This is a genomic window from Robertmurraya sp. FSL R5-0851 (assembly GCF_038002965.1).
GTDB lineage: Bacteria > Bacillota > Bacilli > Bacillales > Cytobacillaceae > Robertmurraya_A > Robertmurraya_A beringensis.
In genome coordinates, this window is sequence record NZ_JBBOOE010000001.1 from 3,132,738 (window position 1) to 3,150,690 (window position 17,953).

Annotated in this window: 15 protein-coding genes; 1 reads left to right on the plus strand and 14 read right to left on the minus strand. The window is 40.1% G+C overall.

The annotated features are described in order from the left end of the window. The first annotated feature begins 93 nt into the window (after positions 1-93). The gene (prli42, locus tag MKX65_RS16165) at positions 94-189 is read left to right on the plus strand and encodes a stressosome-associated protein Prli42 (RefSeq protein WP_160546530.1); all 96 of its coding nucleotides are present in this window, start codon (positions 94-96) and stop codon (positions 187-189) included. A 39-nt stretch (positions 190-228) separates the two neighbouring features. Here prli42 and MKX65_RS16170 read toward each other — a convergent pair whose 3' ends face one another. The 14 genes from MKX65_RS16170 to MKX65_RS16235 form a co-directional block, all read right to left on the minus strand. Continuing rightward, on the minus strand, positions 229-744 hold the full coding sequence (locus MKX65_RS16170; RefSeq protein WP_160546531.1) for a L,D-transpeptidase: 516 nt from the start codon (positions 742-744) through the stop codon (positions 229-231). Between the two features lie 16 nt (positions 745-760). Then, on the minus strand, positions 761-1,765 hold the full coding sequence (locus tag MKX65_RS16175) for an aromatic acid exporter family protein (protein WP_340904563.1): 1,005 nt from the start codon (positions 1,763-1,765) through the stop codon (positions 761-763). Positions 1,766-1,880: 115 nt separating this feature from the next. Then, positions 1,881-2,318 carry a BrxA/BrxB family bacilliredoxin gene (locus MKX65_RS16180; protein WP_340904565.1) on the minus strand — a complete coding sequence of 146 codons (438 nt, stop codon included), beginning with the start codon at positions 2,316-2,318 and terminating at the stop codon, positions 1,881-1,883. A gap of 168 nt (positions 2,319-2,486) precedes the next feature. Then, complete coding sequence (gene meaB / locus MKX65_RS16185) at positions 2,487-3,533, minus strand: methylmalonyl Co-A mutase-associated GTPase MeaB (protein ID WP_340904567.1); 1,047 nt, start codon at positions 3,531-3,533, stop codon at positions 2,487-2,489. Further along, the gene (scpA, locus tag MKX65_RS16190) at positions 3,533-5,713 is read right to left on the minus strand and encodes a methylmalonyl-CoA mutase (RefSeq protein ID WP_340904568.1); all 2,181 of its coding nucleotides are present in this window, start codon (positions 5,711-5,713) and stop codon (positions 3,533-3,535) included. Before scpA ends, meaB begins: the two co-directional genes overlap by 1 nt. After that, on the minus strand, positions 5,706-7,544 hold the full coding sequence (locus tag MKX65_RS16195) for a methylmalonyl-CoA mutase family protein (protein ID WP_340904569.1): 1,839 nt from the start codon (positions 7,542-7,544) through the stop codon (positions 5,706-5,708). Before MKX65_RS16195 ends, scpA begins: the two co-directional genes overlap by 8 nt. A 152-nt stretch (positions 7,545-7,696) precedes the next feature. Continuing rightward, positions 7,697-8,959, minus strand: coding sequence for a 2-oxo acid dehydrogenase subunit E2 (locus tag MKX65_RS16200; RefSeq protein WP_160546536.1), 1,263 nt, complete (start codon positions 8,957-8,959; stop codon positions 7,697-7,699). A gap of 32 nt (positions 8,960-8,991) precedes the next feature. Beyond that, positions 8,992-9,975, minus strand: coding sequence for an alpha-ketoacid dehydrogenase subunit beta (locus MKX65_RS16205; RefSeq protein ID WP_160546537.1), 984 nt, complete (start codon positions 9,973-9,975; stop codon positions 8,992-8,994). Between the two features lie 14 nt (positions 9,976-9,989). Further along, positions 9,990-10,985 carry a thiamine pyrophosphate-dependent dehydrogenase E1 component subunit alpha gene (locus tag MKX65_RS16210; RefSeq protein ID WP_340904570.1) on the minus strand — a complete coding sequence of 332 codons (996 nt, stop codon included), beginning with the start codon at positions 10,983-10,985 and terminating at the stop codon, positions 9,990-9,992. Between the two features lie 71 nt (positions 10,986-11,056). After that, positions 11,057-12,478 carry a dihydrolipoyl dehydrogenase gene (lpdA, locus tag MKX65_RS16215; RefSeq protein WP_160546539.1) on the minus strand — a complete coding sequence of 474 codons (1,422 nt, stop codon included), beginning with the start codon at positions 12,476-12,478 and terminating at the stop codon, positions 11,057-11,059. Positions 12,479-12,494: 16 nt separating this feature from the next. Beyond that, positions 12,495-13,619: a butyrate kinase gene (gene buk, locus MKX65_RS16220; RefSeq protein WP_340904572.1), complete on the minus strand. Its 1,125-nt coding sequence runs from the start codon at positions 13,617-13,619 to the stop codon at positions 12,495-12,497. 68 nt (positions 13,620-13,687) lie between these two features. Next, entirely contained in the window at positions 13,688-14,782 is a 1,095-nt protein-coding gene (gene bcd, locus MKX65_RS16225; protein ID WP_160546541.1) for a branched-chain amino acid dehydrogenase, read from the minus strand. A 32-nt stretch (positions 14,783-14,814) separates the two neighbouring features. After that, complete coding sequence (yqiS, locus tag MKX65_RS16230) at positions 14,815-15,720, minus strand: phosphate butyryltransferase (RefSeq protein WP_160546542.1); 906 nt, start codon at positions 15,718-15,720, stop codon at positions 14,815-14,817. A gap of 136 nt (positions 15,721-15,856) precedes the next feature. Further along, on the minus strand, positions 15,857-17,917 hold the full coding sequence (locus MKX65_RS16235; protein WP_340904573.1) for a sigma-54-dependent Fis family transcriptional regulator: 2,061 nt from the start codon (positions 17,915-17,917) through the stop codon (positions 15,857-15,859). Between the last annotated feature and the right edge of the window lie 36 nt (positions 17,918-17,953).

Consider the following 17,953-nt stretch of genomic DNA (forward strand, 5'->3'; position numbering starts at 1 on the left):
CAAAAAATCCCTTCCAAAACCTGAGCGGTTGTTCAATTTATCTTTTCCTAGTAAAATAAACGTAGAAAAGTTTCTGCCTGGGAGGAGATCGAAATGGGAAATAAGAAAACACAAAAGTTAGTTGTTTATTTAATGCTATTTGCTATGTTAGCTTCTACGATACTAGCAGGAGTCGTTGCATTTTTATAAAAGCAAAAAGTCACTTAAGGGTTTGCCCTAAGTGACTTTTTATTTTGAAATCGCACCGTATTCTTTTGCTATTTCTGCATAGTTTTCATTTGTAGTTGTGATTAATACCTTTGTGCCTATGGGAATGAAATCAAAGAGAGATTCGATGGCCTCATTTTGAAGTCTCACACATCCCTGCGAAACATACTTACCAATGGAGCTAGGTGTGTTGGTTCCATGAAGACCATAGATTCTTCCATCAGTTTCATTTGCATCAAAACCGATCCATCTAGTACCTAAAGGATTTTCCGGATCTCCACCATTAATATTGTTTTTTCGATAATATGGATTTTTTGCCTTAACCGTTATCGTGAATAATCCTTCTGGAGTTAACTCCTCTGTCTTGCCTGTTGCAGCTTTTACCACTGTCTGAACCCGATTCTCATTAATTAAAGCTACTTCATTTGTAGCTTTATTAACAATTAAAAAAGGATCCCCCGGAAGTGGATTTTCTCCTAATGGCCAAATCGGACTTGAAGTAAATGCTATAAATAAAGCTAGAAGAAAGGATACCATATGTTCACCTTCCGTATTATTTCTCTTTAGTAGTTTGTAGCATCTTCTTCCTTTTATTCACTTTTGGTTTTTTCATACCGACAAAGTCCTTTTTAATGGTTAAATATTGCTCCATTTCCTTTGTAAAATGCAAAAGAGCCGCCCTTGTCTCAAATTCCTCACGGGTTCTAGGAAGCTCCATTTTTTGAAATTCCACTCTCATTCTCTCTAACTTTTCAATATAAATATCCGCTGTGTTCCCCGGGTGGATATTTTTTGAGAGATCTTCAATGAATTCCGCAATCATCTCTCCCTGTTCAACGGTAAGGGAAATGGAACTTACAAGAGGCAGAACTCTTTCAATAATTTCAAATTGCTTCTCTCTCATTTTAAAATAATGATAATATAAGTTCTCATTACGAAGGAAATGGTTTTCAACATCACGAAAAGCTAGAGTTTTTGCCTCATCAATAAGCGTCGCTGTTTCTGGGATTTCATGACCATCCCAATCGGTTTTATTATTCTTTAAATATAAGATAATTTCATCAAAGATGGCTTTAAATTTTTCCTCTATTTCCATTTGGTAATCAATCAGCTTATTTTCTAAACTTGGCATATATAAGTTCATAATTAAGGCCACACCAATTCCAATAATAATTAAGCCCAGTTCATTCAATAATAAACCCTTTGTAATATGTCCCGCTGAATACAAATGGAGAATAATAACTGTGCTCGACACAATCCCATCGCTTGCTCCAACCATTACCGCTGTTGGAATGAATAATAATAATAAAAGTCCGATCATGACGGGATGAAAAGCAATTCCTTCAAAAATAACAATTGAAAAAACCATTGCCACTATGCAAGCTAAAAACCGTTCCCAGGACGCACGTACACTTTTCTTCTTTGTTACTTGAATGCAAAGGATGGTCAGGATACCCGCAGATGTAAAACTTGAAAGTCCAAAAGCCTGAGCAATCATAATAGAAGCTGCTGCTCCTAATGCGGTTTTTAAAGTTCGGTAACCAATTTTAAATTCCATTTTGTCTTTTACTCCTATATGTTAATTTCCCATTAGTTACCTTACCCTTGATGACGCTTTCAATTCAACTGTTAACCGATGAAGATCCAAAAAGAAAAACCTCAGAGACCTGAGGTTACACTTCTTCACAATATTTATCGAATGCTTCTTGTAACTTTTGTACAACTGCCATTGGTTCATGCCCTTCAATTTCATGGCGTTCAACCATGGTTAAAATTTTCCCATCCTTTAATAAAGCAAAAGAAGGAGAAGATGGTGGATAATCAGTAAAATAAGAGCGTGCTGTTGCTGTCGCTTCTTTATCTTGACCAGCAAAAACAGTTACTAATTGATCAGGCTTTTTATCGTAGTGAACAGAATACATAGCAGCTGGACGAGCAATTCCACCTGCACAGCCACAAACTGAGTTGACCATTACAAGTGTAGTACCTGACTTGGAAAGGGCAGCATCCACATCATCTGACGTCTTTAATTCTGTATATCCAGCAGCAACAATTTCTTGTCGCGCTTGTCGAACTACATCATTCATAAATAAATTAAAATCCATATTCACGAAAAGTTCCCTCCATTATTTCATTATTATATATTCAATATACCAATATGAGATACAAATATACAAACAGAAAGGTTTAAGGTAGTGAAAAAAGGGTATGATATAAGCACAGCTAGATCATACCCCTACTCCTTAGTTGAAGGTCACCGTATGTGTGACCTTCCTTTTTTATTTTTTTTCATAAAAATTTTTGAAGAGAAGGTCTACTGCAGAAGTAACCGGCTGATCACCCTCAACAACAGCTTTTTCTAGCTGAGGAAGTAATTCTTTTATTTTTTCATGAGCATAAAACTGTAACTGAAGTTGATCTGTGATTAAGGCGTGCATCCAATCCTTTGTTTGTTTTCTTCTTCGCTCTTCAAACACTCCTGTTTGTGTCGTTTCATGGATAAATCGTTCCATCGTCTTCCAAATTTCTTCGATTCCTTTATTATATAAACTTGAGCAAACATAGGCTCTCGTTTCCCACCCTGTAGTAGAGGGTTGTAGAAAATGCAGAATTCGATTATATTCATCCTTCGTTTTTCGTGCAAAAGCTTCATTATCACCATCCGCTTTATTTACGACAATGGCGTCGGCAAGCTCCATGATACCCTTTTTCATCCCTTGTAGCTCGTCACCAGCACCTGTTAGCACTAGGAGCATAAAGAAGTCTACCATGTCTCTTACCATCACTTCGCTTTGTCCCACCCCAACGGTCTCAACAATAATCACTTCGTAACCTGCGGCTTCACAAAGAGCAATAGACTCCTTTGTTTTTCGGTGTACGCCACCTAGCTTTCCTCCCGTAGGGGACGGCCGAATAAAGGCCATCTTTGACCTAGATAGATGTTCCATTCTCGTTTTGTCCCCTAAAATACTTCCTCCACTCCGCTTAGAGCTCGGATCAACAGCTAGAACAGCTACCTTAATGCCTTGCTCACATAAGTACATCCCAAATGAGTCAATAAAGGTACTTTTTCCCGCTCCTGGCACACCTGTAATGCCAATTCGAACCGAGTTACCTGAGAAGGGAAGAATTTGTTGAAGGAGATCCTGCGCCTTTTTAAAATGGTGGTCAGCATTGCTTTCGATTAAAGTGATCGCTTGAGCAAGCATCGAGCGATTTCCATTCCTAAGTCCTGAACAAAGCTCCTCGACCGTTGGAGCATTATTCACTTTTTTGTGAAACCGTTTTGCAGAAGAAACGCTATTATCTAAATGATTATCATTCATTACTTCTCCACTTCCTCATAGCCTAATCGCTCGTAGATCGCTCTTACCACCTTTTGAGCAGCTACTGGAATGACGGTCCCTGGTCCAAAAATTGCGGCAGCCCCTTGGCGATATAAATAATCATAATCTTGCGCAGGGATTACGCCACCGATTACTACTAAAATATCATTTCGACCTAAGTCCTTTAATTCTTTCATTAATTTTGGAAGCAGTGTTTTATGACCGGCAGCAAGTGAGCTTATGCCAATCACGTGAACATCATTTTCAATCGCTTGTAAAGCGGTCTCCTTTGGTGTTTGGAATAACGGTCCAATATCCACATCAAATCCTAAATCAGCAAAAGCTGTTGATATCACTTTTGCTCCCCTATCGTGACCGTCCTGTCCCATCTTGGCTATAAGAATTCTTGGCCGGCGTCCTTCGTTTTGTAGAAATTCCTCTGTCATGAGCTGAACTTCTTTCATTTCTTCTTCATTCGAGTACGCAGAGCTATATACTCCACTAATTGAGCGGATAATGGCTTTGTGTCTTCCAGCAACAACTTCCACCGCATCAGATATTTCCCCGATTGTTGCACGAGCTCTAGCTGCGCTAACCGCAAGTTCAAGGAGGTTTCCTTCGCCTGTCTGTGCTCCTTTTGTTAATGCTTCTAATGTTCGTTTTACTTCTTTCTCGTCTCTATTTGCTTTTACGTATGCCAGTTTTTCAATTTGTTTTAATCTGACTGCTGTATTATCTATGTCTAAAATCTCAATATCTTCTTCTTTATCAACTCGGTATCGATTGACACCGATGATTGTTTCCTCACCTGAGTCAATTTTGGCTTGGCGCTTAGCTGCCGCTTCTTCAATCTTCATTTTTGGCAAGCCCGTTTCAATTGCTTTTGCCATTCCACCTAGCTCTTCAATCTCTTCGATATGCTCCCACGCACGTTTAATCAACTCATCTGTCAGAGCCTCCACATAATACGATCCACCCCAAGGGTCAATCACATTCGTGATACCAGTCTCTTCCTGAAGAAACAACTGTGTATTGCGAGCAATTCTAGCAGAAAAATCGGTTGGAAGTGCAATGGCCTCATCTAAAGCATTGGTGTGAAGTGATTGAGTATGTCCCATCGCTGCCGCATGAGCTTCTATAAGGGTGCGCGTTACATTATTAAACGGATCCTGTTCCGTTAAGCTCCACCCAGATGTTTGGGAATGGGTACGCAAGACAAGCGATTTTTCACTTTGAGGAGAAAACGTCTTCATCATCTTTGCCCAAATATAACGTCCCGCCCTCATTTTAGCTACTTCCATAAAATAATTCATACCAATCGCCCAAAAAAATGATAATCTCGGAGCAAAGGAATCGATATCAATCCCCGCTTTTAGACCTGTTCGAACATATTCGAGTCCGTCAGCTAGTGTATAAGCAAGCTCGATATCAGCTGGTGCTCCTGCTTCTTGCATATGATATCCTGAAATACTAATGCTATTGAATTTTGGCATATGCTTAGAAGTATACGAAAAAATATCAGAGATAATTTTCATCGACATTTCTGGTGGATAAATATATGTATTACGAACCATATATTCTTTTAAAATATCATTTTGTATCGTCCCAGATAACTGATCCTTACTTACCCCTTGCTCTTCAGCCGTTACAATGTAAAAGGCCATGATCGGCAAAACCGCTCCATTCATCGTCATCGAGACTGACATCTGGTCTAGAGGAATGCCATCAAACAAAGTTTTCATATCAAGGATTGAATCAATAGCCACACCGGCTTTACCTACGTCACCTTCGACGCGTGGATGATCAGAGTCATAGCCTCGATGAGTGGCTAAATCAAATGCTACAGACAAACCTTTTTGTCCCATTGCTAAATTCCTGCGATAAAATGCATTACTTTCCTCTGCGGTCGAAAAGCCTGCATACTGTCTTACCGTCCAAGGTCTATTTACATACATCGTTGGATAGGGTCCCCTTGTAAAGGGGGGCAAACCAGGTAAATCTCCAAGATGGGCTAAATGATCGCGGTCCTCTCTTGTATAAAGAGACTTTATCCTGATTTGTTCATTTGTTTCGTAAAATAAATCGTCTATGGAAGCCAGTATTTCTTCTTTTTCTCGTCTACTTTTTTCTTCCTTATAAGACGATATCTTTATTTGACGAAAATTGGGTTTGTTAAGCATGTGTAGTTTCCTCCATTTCAGTCAAGAGACTCAATAGAGAATCATAGCAGTTACTTTTACGATGAAAAAAGCCCCTTACACCTGTTTGAAGCCACACATCCTTATGTTCAGCAAGCCCACCCAAATATAGTCTTTTTTCTGGATAAATCGCCTGAAATTCTTTCACGATGGATAGCCCCCATTCTTCAAACTCTCCATATGCTCCACACAAACAGTAGGTTGAATAGTTGCTGCTATCAATATATTTCTTAATTTGTTTCCAACTGTCCGTTTCCTCACTTTTTTCCGTAACAATTCCACCTGGTGCAAGAAAGCCTGCAACAAAATCTGCTTGTGGTTTAAACTGTTTGACTCCACCGATACAGATTACCCCTACGACTGGTTTCTGTTCTAGTTTTTCAGACATTCTTCTAAGGTTTTCATAGGGTTCTGAAAGTCTAGATTGCTTTAGTTCAGGTATCTTTATTGCTACATCTTCAGGTGTAACTTTTTGCTGGACGCTTAATTTTAATGGTTGATCTTGCAAATTTGCGTATATATTGGTACCGATAATCGATTGTTGTCTTGTGAAACTATCATTCTTTCTATTTTCCAATACTTTAGAGAGTTGAGATTGAATCTCTCCATCAACAAGAGAAGATAGCATTCCACCAGAATCATCAATTTGTATAAACAACTCCCATGCCTTATTGGCAATCTCGTCAGTTAGTTCTTCTATATACCAGGAACCTCCAGCCGGATCATGTGTTTTACAAATAAGCGCTTCTTCTTTTAGAATAAGTTGCGTATTTCGAGCCATTCGCTCTGAGAATTCTCCTCCGTTCCCTTCGAGCTCATTATATGGACTAACATGCAAATATTGAACCCCTCCGATAACTGCAGCAAATGCTTCATTACTAGAACGAAGAAGATTCACATATGGGTCATACACTGTTTTGGTAAAGGTAGACGTTCGTGCTGATATGACCATTTTTTGGTTTTCTTTACTTCCTCCGTATGCTTTTACGATTTCACCCCAAAGCATGCGAGCTGCTCTTAACTTAGCAATTTCCATAAAGAAATTAGCTCCTATTGAGAAGTGAAAAATATATTTAGATAGTATGGTTTCAATCGGTATGTTTCGGTTTGAGAGTTCTTCTAGGTGGAATACAGCAGATGCAAGCGAAATCGCAATCTCTTGAACTGCGTTAGCTCCCCCATTATGATAGGGAGATGTGTCAACAAGAATTGTTTTTAATTCTGGGAATTTTTGTGAGGTAATTTGAATATTTGTTGCTAGTTCATCATACACAGCATTCACTGGCTCTCTTAAATAGCCATCTGAAGCCAATTGGGCTAGCGGATCTGTTGCAATAAAGCCTTGTACATCACTTATCTCTTTGATGCTACAGAGCTCTGAGACGAGTTTGGATTGCTGACTTTTTTTTACATGCACACAAATTGGGAAACGGTCGGTAAACTCTTCAAATATAGATTGATATGAGATATCTTCTTGAACAGAGAAAGAAACAGCGGTCTGTCCACCTTTGATTGCAGCTTCTATCTTATCTTTTAGTTCATTTGCAGTCGACGCTTGAATAGTCTGAGCAATTCTCCATGGTTGTTTCTGATCACCGTACGAATCAATTCCTCTCCGATAATCTGGGACACCTGGAAATTGAGAAACATGTTGTTCTTTCTTAAAATAAAGCGGTTTCAATTTTATCTGTTCGTATGTACGATTTATTAATTGTTCTACCTTTTTTCCTTTCAGTGACTGTTCACTTTTTTTGATCCAGTCTTTTTCTTGCCAAAGTGGGAATGACGCATGTTTCATATCTCTTATTTGCATTGTATGCCGTGCAAAATCTGCTACGGCTTCCCTCCCTCCGAAAGATAAATTGAGGTAAAATTCAAAATTATTGATCTTACCCTTATTGTAGTACACTTGGGAATAATTGCAAAGAAGAAAAACCGCTGTCTAATTGACAACGGCCTTTTGTCTTAGTAGATTGATGTATTTTCTTTTGTGGTAGCCTCAAGGATATCTTTCACCCGTTTTAAGAATCTTCCGCACACAAGACCATCAAGAACGCGGTGATCAAGCGATAGACAAAGATTAACCATGTCTCTTACAGCAATCATTCCGCCATTCATTACCACCGGACGTTTAACAATGGACTCTACCTGTAGAATGGCTGCCTGAGGGTAATTAATAATTCCCATAGATTGTACAGATCCGAACGAACCAGTGTTGTTAACAGTGAATGTTCCACCTTGCATATCAGTACTTGTTAATTTTCCAGCTCTTACTTTAGAAGCTAATTCCGTTATTTCTCTCGCAATCCCTTTAATGGTCTTTTCATCCGCGTGTTTAATAACTGGAACATATAAAGCATCCTCCGTTGCAACTGCGATGGAAATATTAATATCCTTCTTCTGAATAATTTTATCTCCTGCCCACATAGAGTTCATTTGTGGAAATTCCTTTAAAGCTTGAGCAACTGCTTTTACAAAGAATGCAAAGAACGTTAAGTTAAATCCTTCTTTTGCCTTAAACTCCGATTTGATGGAGTTTCTGTATGCAACTAAATTTGTCACATCGACTTCAACCATTGTCCAGGCATGTGGTGCCTCATGCTTGGAGCGTAACATATTGGCCGCTATCGCTTTTCTAACACCTGTGACTGGAATTTCTATATCTCCGGCTGTTACAGGAACATCCATTGGAGCAGGCGGTGCTTTTTCTACCGCTTTTGGTGCTGGAGCTGTTGGAACAGCTACAGCTTTTTCTTGAGGTGTTGGAATGGCTCCGGATTCTATAATCGCTTGAAGATCTTTACGCGTAATTCTGCCACCCGCTCCAGAACCTGACACCTGAGTTAAGTCAATTCCATGCTCCGCAGAAAGCTTTAAGACTGCAGGTGAATAGCGTGCTTTATTTGGCGCATCACTTACTTCAGTCTTAAGAACTTCCATATTAGATGGCTTAGAATCAACCGATTCCTCTTGTTTACGATTGTCGCCCTCGACTTCGATTGTACAAATGATGGCGCCGACCTCTAATGTGTCTCCTTCATTGGCGATGAGTTCAACAATTTTCCCAGAGAAGGATGAAGGTACTTCTGCATTTACTTTATCCGTCATTACCTCTGCTAGAGGATCGTATTTGTTTACCGTGTCTCCAACTGAAACGAGCCATTTGCTAATCGTTCCTTCTGTAACACTCTCCCCAAGCTGAGGCATTTTGATTTGTTCAATAGCCAATTCGTTACCTCCTTGTTAACCTTTAATCCCTATTAAAATTCAGCAAGCTCACGCATTGCTTTTTCGACCTTATCTGGATTTACCATAAAGTATTTTTCCATCGTTGGTGCGTATGGCATAGCTGGTACGTCAGGGCCCGCTAAGCGCTTTATCGGTGCATCCAAATCAAACAAGCAGTTCTCTGCGATGATCGCTGCTACTTCGCTCATAATGCTGCCTTCCTTGTTATCCTCCGTTACTAATAGGACTTTTCCTGTTTTAGAAGCCGCTTCAATAATTGCCTCTTTATCCAAAGGATACACGGTACGTAGGTCAAGAATATGGGCTGAAATCCCGTCACTGGCCAATTTTTCTGCGGCTTGTAGAGCAAAGTGAACACATAAACCATATGTGATGACGGTAATATCTTCTCCTTCTCGTTTTACATCTGCTTTACCTATTGGAAGAACATAATCATCAGCCGGAACCTCCCCTTTGATTAAGCGGTAGGCACGCTTATGCTCAAAAAACAGTACAGGATCATCATCACGAATTGCAGCCTTTAACAGACCTTTTACATCGTAAGGAGTCGAAGGCATCACAATTTTCAGACCTGGCTGATTGGCAAATACCGCCTCAACGGATTGAGAGTGGTACAGTGCACCGTGAACGCCTCCACCATACGGAGCACGCACTACAATAGGGCAATTCCAATCATTGTTAGAACGGTAACGGATTCTTGCTGCTTCGGAAATAATTTGGTTCACTGCGGGCATAATAAAATCAGCAAACTGCATTTCGGCAATAGGTCTCATGCCATACATTGCGGCACCAATTCCGACTCCTGCAATGGCTGATTCTGCTAGTGGAGTGTCAATTACTCGCGCCTCACCAAATTGATCATATAAACCTTGTGTTGCTTTAAACACACCGCCCTTTTTGCCAACGTCTTCTCCTAAGACAAATACTTTCGGATCGCGTTCCATTTCCTCACGAATCGCCATAGTTACCGCATCAATATACGAGATTACAGGCATTAATTTCTTCCCCCTTACTTCTCAGCGTACACATGCTTTAATGCACTTTCAGCAGCTGCATATGGTGCATTTTCTGCATAGTCTGTTGCTTCATTTACTTGTTTCATTATTCGATCATTAATTTCCTTTGCTAAATCATCATTTAAGAGTCCAACTTCTGTTAGATAAGAAGCAAATGTTAGAATTGGATCCTTCGCCTTTGCTTCTGCTACCTCTTCCTGGCCACGGTAGCTTCGGTCATCATCATCAGAGGAGTGAGGAGTTAATCGGTATGAAACGGTTTCTACCAATGTTGGACCTTCTCCGCGACGACCACGATCCGCAGCTTCTTTCACTGCCTTGTATACTTCAAGAGGATCGTTTCCATCAACCGTTACCCCCGGCATTCCATAACCAATGGCTCGATCGGAAACATTCTCACATGCCAGTTGTTTTTCAATTGGAACAGAAATCGCATACTTGTTGTTTTCGCACATAAAGATGACTGGAAGCTTATGAACTCCAGCAAAGTTTGCGCCTTCATGGAAGTCTCCTTGATTTGAAGAACCTTCTCCAAACGTAACGAATGTTACTAAATCTTTGTTTTCCATTTTCCCAGCAAGAGCAATTCCAACGGCATGAGGAACTTGTGTAGTTACTGGGGAAGAACCTGTGACAATCCGATTTTTCTTCTGTCCAAAGTGACCTGGCATTTGACGGCCACCTGAATTTGGATCCTCTTCCTTAGCAAAACCAGACAGCATGAGATCTTTGGCAGTCATACCAAACGTTAAAACTACACCCATATCTCGATAATACGGAAGAACATAATCCTTCTCACGATCTAATGCAAATGCTGCACCAACTTGAGCTGCCTCTTGACCTTGACATGAAATAACAAATGGAATTTTCCCCGCGCGATTTAACAGCCACATCCTCTCATCAATTCGACGAGCAAGCAGCATCATTTCATACATTTCTAAGACAGTTTCATCACTCAAACCTAACGCAAGATGACGATTTTCACCCATTATCATAACCTCCTATTTAACGGTGACAGACACCACTTGTGGACATTTGTATTTACGGAGCGGACACTCCATCACCCGTGTAACGCCTTTCCATCTACGGCAAGGGCTGCTTCTCCGATTGCTTCAGACAACGAAGGATGAGGGTGAATCGTATGAGCGATTTCCCACGGTGTTGCATCCAATACTCTAGCCAACCCTGCCTCTGAAATCATATCTGTTACATGCGGTCCGATCATATGGACACCTAAAATATCATCCGTTTTCTTATCAGCAATGATTTTTACAAATCCATCTGATTCACCGTACACCAGTGCTTTTCCGATGGCTCGGAAGGAGAATTTCCCTACTTTTACTTCAAATCCTTTCTCCGTTGCTTCTTCCTCTGTGTATCCTACACTTGCTACCTCAGGATTAGAGTATATACACTTAGAAATGAGACTATAATCTATTGGAGAAGGATTCTCCCGGGCAATATGCTCAACCGCAACAATTCCTTCATGCGAAGCAACATGAGCCAACTGTAGTCCGCCAATGACATCACCAATGGCATAAATATGGGATTCCTTTGTTTGATAATAAGAGTTGGTTTTTATAACCCCTCTTTCTATCTCTATATCCGTATTTTCAAGGCCAATTCCTTCCACATTCGCTTGGCGACCTACAGAAACCAAAATCTTCTCAGCTGAAAATTCCTTAATCGTTCCATTTACATCAGCAGAAATCGAAACAGCATTTTCCTTTTTTAAAGATTCTGGCAACACTTTTGCACTAGTAACCAATTTAATTCCTTTTTTCTTCATTAACCGCTGCATTTCCTTTGAAATTTCACGATCTTCTGTAGGAATGATACGATCGCTATACTCTATTACGGTTACTTCCGTTCCAAAATCTGAAAGCATCGATGCCCACTCAATTCCAATCACACCGCCGCCAACAATAATCATTGAATCCGGAACAGACGTAAGCTGCAATGCTTCATCTGAGGTAAGTACATGTGAACCATCGATTTCAAGACCATCTAACGTACGAGGACGCGAACCAGTAGCAACAATGACATTTTTCGGTATCAGCATCATATTGTCTTCTCCGCTATTCATCTCTACCGAAACTGTACCTGGCATTGGTGAAAAGATAGAAGGACCTAGAATTCTACCCGTACCTTCATATACACTGATCTTCCCTTGTTTCATAAGGTGTTGAACCCCCTTATGGAGACCCTCAACTATTTTATTCTTTCTTTCTTGAACCTTACCGAAATCTAATGAAATATTTGAGGCAATTACACCAAAATCTTGCGCTTTCATAGTCGTTCGATATACCTCTGCACTTCGAAGTAATGCTTTACTAGGAATACACCCTTTATGTAAACAAGTCCCGCCTAACTTTGTTTTCTCAACGATTGCCGTTTTTAAGCCGAGCTGGGACGCACGTATCGCTGCCACATAACCGCCTGTACCTCCACCTAAAATGACTAAATCATACTCTTCTGCCAAACCAAAACCCTCCTCGTTACTTGCTATGAACAGTATCTTTTACTCCATTTGGATACTGTTTCGCCTCTTCTTCTCCTCTTAAAACTCTTAGCGCACCTTCTACAAGAGCCTGCAACTCATTTTCACCAGGTTCAATCATGACGTCTGCTATCCAGTTGACTCGGTCACTGATTTCTTTTACAAAATCTTTCCCGTACGCTAATCCACCTGTAAGGATAATCGCATCCACTTTTCCTGCCAAAACACTACTCGCTGCTCCAATCTCTTTTGCCACTTGATAGGCCATCGCTGAGTATATAAGCTTTGCCTGCTTATCACCCTTACCGATCATCTCTTCTACCTTTATTGCATCATTCGTACCAAGATACCCGACAAGCCCGCCTTGACCGACTAGTTTCTTCATCACTTCCTCACGATAAAAATCTCCTGAATAACATAAGGAAATTAAATCACCTGCTGGTACTGTACCAGCACGCTCCGGACTAAATGGCCCATCACCATGCAATCCATTATTCACATCAATCACTCTACCATTTTTATGAACCCCTACAGTGATTCCTCCACCCATATGAGTCACGATTAGGTTCAGGTCCTCATACCTTTTTCCGAGTGACTTTGACACCCTCCTGGCAACCGCTTTTTGATTAAGTGCATGGAAAATACTTTTTCGTTCGATTAATGGAAAACCAGAAATACGCGCGATAGGATCAAGTTCATCTACAACCACGGGATCGACAATAAATGCTGGGATATTTAAACCCGATGCAATTTCAAAGGCAATAATTCCTCCCAGGTTTGATGCGTGTTGCCCTGAATAACCAGCCTTTAAGTCTAGAAGCATTATATCATTTACTTCATACGTACCACCTTCAATTGGGCGAAGTAATCCACCACGTCCACAAACCGCACTCAGCTTCGATATATTTATGCCTTCTATATCAAGCGTCTCAAGTATCGTCTGTTTTCTGAATTCGTATTGGTCAATGATATTGTCAAACGAATTAATCTGGTCTGATTCATGTCGAATGGTCTTTTCAAAAATTGATATGTCATTATCGAATACTCCGATTTTCGTTGATGTAGAACCAGGATTGATTACAAGAATTCGATTCATTAATTCGTGCAACTTGTTAACCTCCATTGTTCAAGCTTTATACTAGTATGTAAAAGACAAGAGGCTGAAATCATCAGCCTATTCTTGTCAGTGCATTAACGTCGACTTAAAATATGATGTCCATTTTGTAGGAATTGACTTCTAGAATTACGCATTCTTTCGATTCGCTCTTCTGCCATTCGATCAGCCGCTTTATATGTCGGAATTCTATCCCGTTTAGCAATTTCAATAACTTTTTCAATATTTGAGTAGATCGTCTCTACTTTTTTCATAGCTCTCTCATGATTATAGCCGTATAGCTCATCTGCTACGTTAATTACTCCACCTGCATTGATTACGTAATCTGGTGCATAAACAATTCCCATTTCATGAATGATATCACCGTGGCGTGGATCACGTAGCTGATTGTTTGCCGCTCCTGCAATGACTTTCGCTTTAATTTGCGGAATCGTGTGATCATTGATGACTGCCCCAAGAGCACATGGTGCATAAATATCACAATCCACACTATAAATTTCATTCGGTTCTACCGCTCTGGCACCAAATTCTTCAACAGCCCTTTGTACGGCTTCTTTATTAATATCCGTTACAATTAATTGTGCACCTTCTTCATGAAGATGACGGCACAAGCTATATGCTACATTTCCTACACCTTGTACGGCAACCACTTTTCCTTCAAGTGAATCTGTGCCGAATGCTTCCTTTGCAGCAGCTTTCATCCCACGATATACACCATATGCTGTAACTGGTGATGGATTCCCAGAAGAACCAAATGCCGGTGAGATACCCGTGACATAATCCGTTTCTTCATGAATTATGTCCATATCAGCTACTGTTGTTCCTACATCTTCCGCTGTGATGTAGCGCCCATTTAATCCTTGAATGTAACGACCGAATGCACGGAACATTTCCTCATTTTTATCTTTACGCGGATCACCAATTATAACTGTTTTTCCACCACCAAGATTTAATCCTGCCGCTGCATTTTTGTACGTCATTCCCTTTGCTAGACGCAAAGCATCTTCAATCGCTGCTTCTTCTGACTCGTATGTCCACATCCGCGTTCCACCTAAGGCTGGACCTAATGTTGTATCATGTATAGCGATAATCGCCTTTAATCCGGATTGTTTATCTTGGCAAAACACCAACTGCTCGTAATCGTAAGTTTCCATATACTTAAAAATTTCCATTTACCTCTTCCTCCTCAACCAACAAGTTTTCTTTATTTACAAACAGAACAAATAGCAAGAGCAAGGGAATACACTTTACTTTCAGCTGAATCTGCTCTGGATGTTAAAACAATTGGTACTTTTGCTCCGGCGATGATCGCACCAACCCTTGCCCCAGCAAAATATACGAGTGATTTATATAGTGTATTTCCTACTTCAATAGTTGGCACTAATAAAATATCAGCTCGTCCAGCCACCTCACTGTTAATCTTTTTCTGCTTAGCTGCTTCGAGAGAAATGGCATTATCAAGACCAAACGGTCCGTCTATGAGGCAATCCTTTATTTGGCCTCTCCGGTTCATTTGAGTTAAGATCGCTGCATCCATTGTTGCTGGCATGGATGGATTTACGACCTCCACTGCAGCAATGACAGCAACACGCGGAGTTTCAATCCCGATTGATTTCGCAAGTTTTACGGAATTATTTATAATTTGAACTTTTGTCTCTAAATCAGGATTTATATTCATAGCTGCATCGGTTACAATCGTAAAACGGTCATAACCAGCAACTTCAAAAACGGAGATATGCGACAGCACATTCCCGGTTCGTAATCCGTAGTCTTTATTAAGTACTGCCTTTAAGATGGTGGCTGTTGGAACATTTCCCTTCATAAGTACATTTGCTTCATTTAATTTAATTGCTTTGACTGCATGTTCAGCAGCAGAAGCACTTGAGTTGGTATGAAAAATCTTTATTTTTTCACTTCTCACTAGCTCCGGGGCCTTTTCTCTCAGTATAGACAAAATTTGCTCTTTATCTCCATATAGAAAGAAATTAGCTATTCTAAGCCTAAGAGCCTCAATGACTGCTTCGATAACTTCTACATCATCTGCTGCAACTACTGCCACAGTCTTTTCTTCATATTGGGTCGCTCTTTCGATTAGCCAATCCAATGTCATGTAAGTTCAACCCCTCTTTTACCCAAGCGTTCGATCACTCCTGTATAACATTATGCAAGAAGCATGCCAAAAAATAAAATATGAAAACGTTTTATTTTGCATGAATTATCCTGCAAATTATTTCATAGCATGAAATTTATTGCATGCTATTTTTAGCAAGGTTGTATTTATCAAGCTTATAATACAAATTTCGAACCGATAACCCTAACTTCTTTGCAGCCGCTGTTTTATTTCCTTTTAGCTCCGCTAAGGTTTGAGCGATTATTTTCGCTTCAAACTCTTCAACCAGTTCGGCAAGCGATTCTTCTTTTTCATCCTCAGCTGTCATCTTTGGCAACTGATCTTGCTCCTTAATTAAAGCAGGAACGTGCATAATATCAATTTCTGTTTCATGGTTGGTCATAAAAATGATTGCCCGCCCAAGAATGTTTTCTAATTCCCGCACATTGCCTGGCCAATCGTAACGCATAAGTTGCTTCATTGCGAGCGGGGTGATCCCCTCTACATTCCGTCCATAATCCTGATTGATTTTATGAATGAGCCTTTCACAAAGGAACGGAATATCCTCTTTTCTGAACCTCAAAGCAGGAATATGAATAGGCATTCGATTAAGCCGGTAATATAAGTCTTCCCGAAAAGTACCGTTCGCAATGCCTTTCTCAATATTTACATTCGTAGCAGCAATTACTCGCACATTAATTGGTATAGATTTGGTCCCACCAACCCTTGTAATTTCATTTTCCTGTAGAACTCTTAGTAGCTTCGCTTGTGTATTAGCCGTTAACTCACCGATCTCATCAAGGAAAATACTTCCATTGTTTGCTTCTTCAAATAATCCTCTTTTCCCCCCACGCTTCGCACCTGAAAACGCTCCTTCCTCATAACCAAACAATTCACTTTCTAGTAGACTTTCTGATAACGCCGCACAATTCACACGGATAAATTTGTTATATTTCCGATCACTTCCATTATGAATCGCGTGCGCAAAAAGCTCCTTTCCAGTTCCTGATTCACCGCGAAGCAATACCGTTGCAGGAGTTTTTGCACCAAGTCTTGCTTGTTCAATTGAAAGCTGAATTTCCTCCGAATGTCCAATAATATCATCAAAGGAGTATTTCGCTTCAAGCGTCCGAATAATTTGTCTCGCTCTACTCAACTCTTTATTTAAGCTTTGTATTTCGGACATATCATGTATGACACCGACGCTACCTTTTAACTTCCCATCAACGATTATTGGAGCAACATTAACAATGACATCTTTTTTATTCGGTCCAACTCTCATCGTTACACCTCTTACAGGTCTTCTCGTTTGGAGCACTTTCATATGCATACTTTCACCTTCTGATATATCAGCATTGGCTGGTTGACCAATGACTTGTTCCTCTGTCAATCCCGTTAGCCTAGAATAAGCAGGGTTTATCATAAGCCCCTTTCCATTCTCGTCCACTACAGAAATCGCTTCATCACTTGACTGAATAATCGCTTGAAGCATAATTTTAATCTCATTTAAATTTGTTATTTCAAGCGCTAGGTCCATTAACTCTGTTTTATCTTTAAAGACTGAAAATGCACCAATTAAGTGATTATCTTCATCGATCATAGGTATTCGGGTGGTAATTACATGCATCCCATTTGTTAGCACCAATTCGTGATTCGCTTCAATTTTCCTGGTTTTTAAAATACGCGGCAACTGACTTGAAGGAATAACCTGAAGGATTGGTTTTCCAATCGCCTCTTTCTGACTTATTCCTGTCATTCTCTCTGCGCTGCTATTAAAAAGGGTGACAACTCCATTTTTATCGACTACGATCATCCCATCGTCAGTCGAATTAAAAATAAGGTCATGCTTGTATGCATCATTTTGCACTTTATCAAGCAATTTTTCTTTCTCTTCCATTAACATCGTAACCAGGAAGGCTACACTCCCTGGAATTAGAACCGTATTTTTAGAACGAGCATCTCTTAATTCACGGAAAACCTTATCATCACCAGTTACCTCAATAATAATATCAACGGTTTCAATATATTTACGCCAATCAATATCTGTAATGATTCCTTCCGTTTTCGCATGTTTCATACCTTCCGCCTCTAAATCATGATCAATTACTACTTTGACATCAAGCATAGCTGTTTCTTTTAATATTTTTAATATAGAGGTTCCACCTTTACCGGCCCCTACAATCATGACTGTCTGCAAAAAATCACCTACTCTAAATGTATAATGAAAAATATT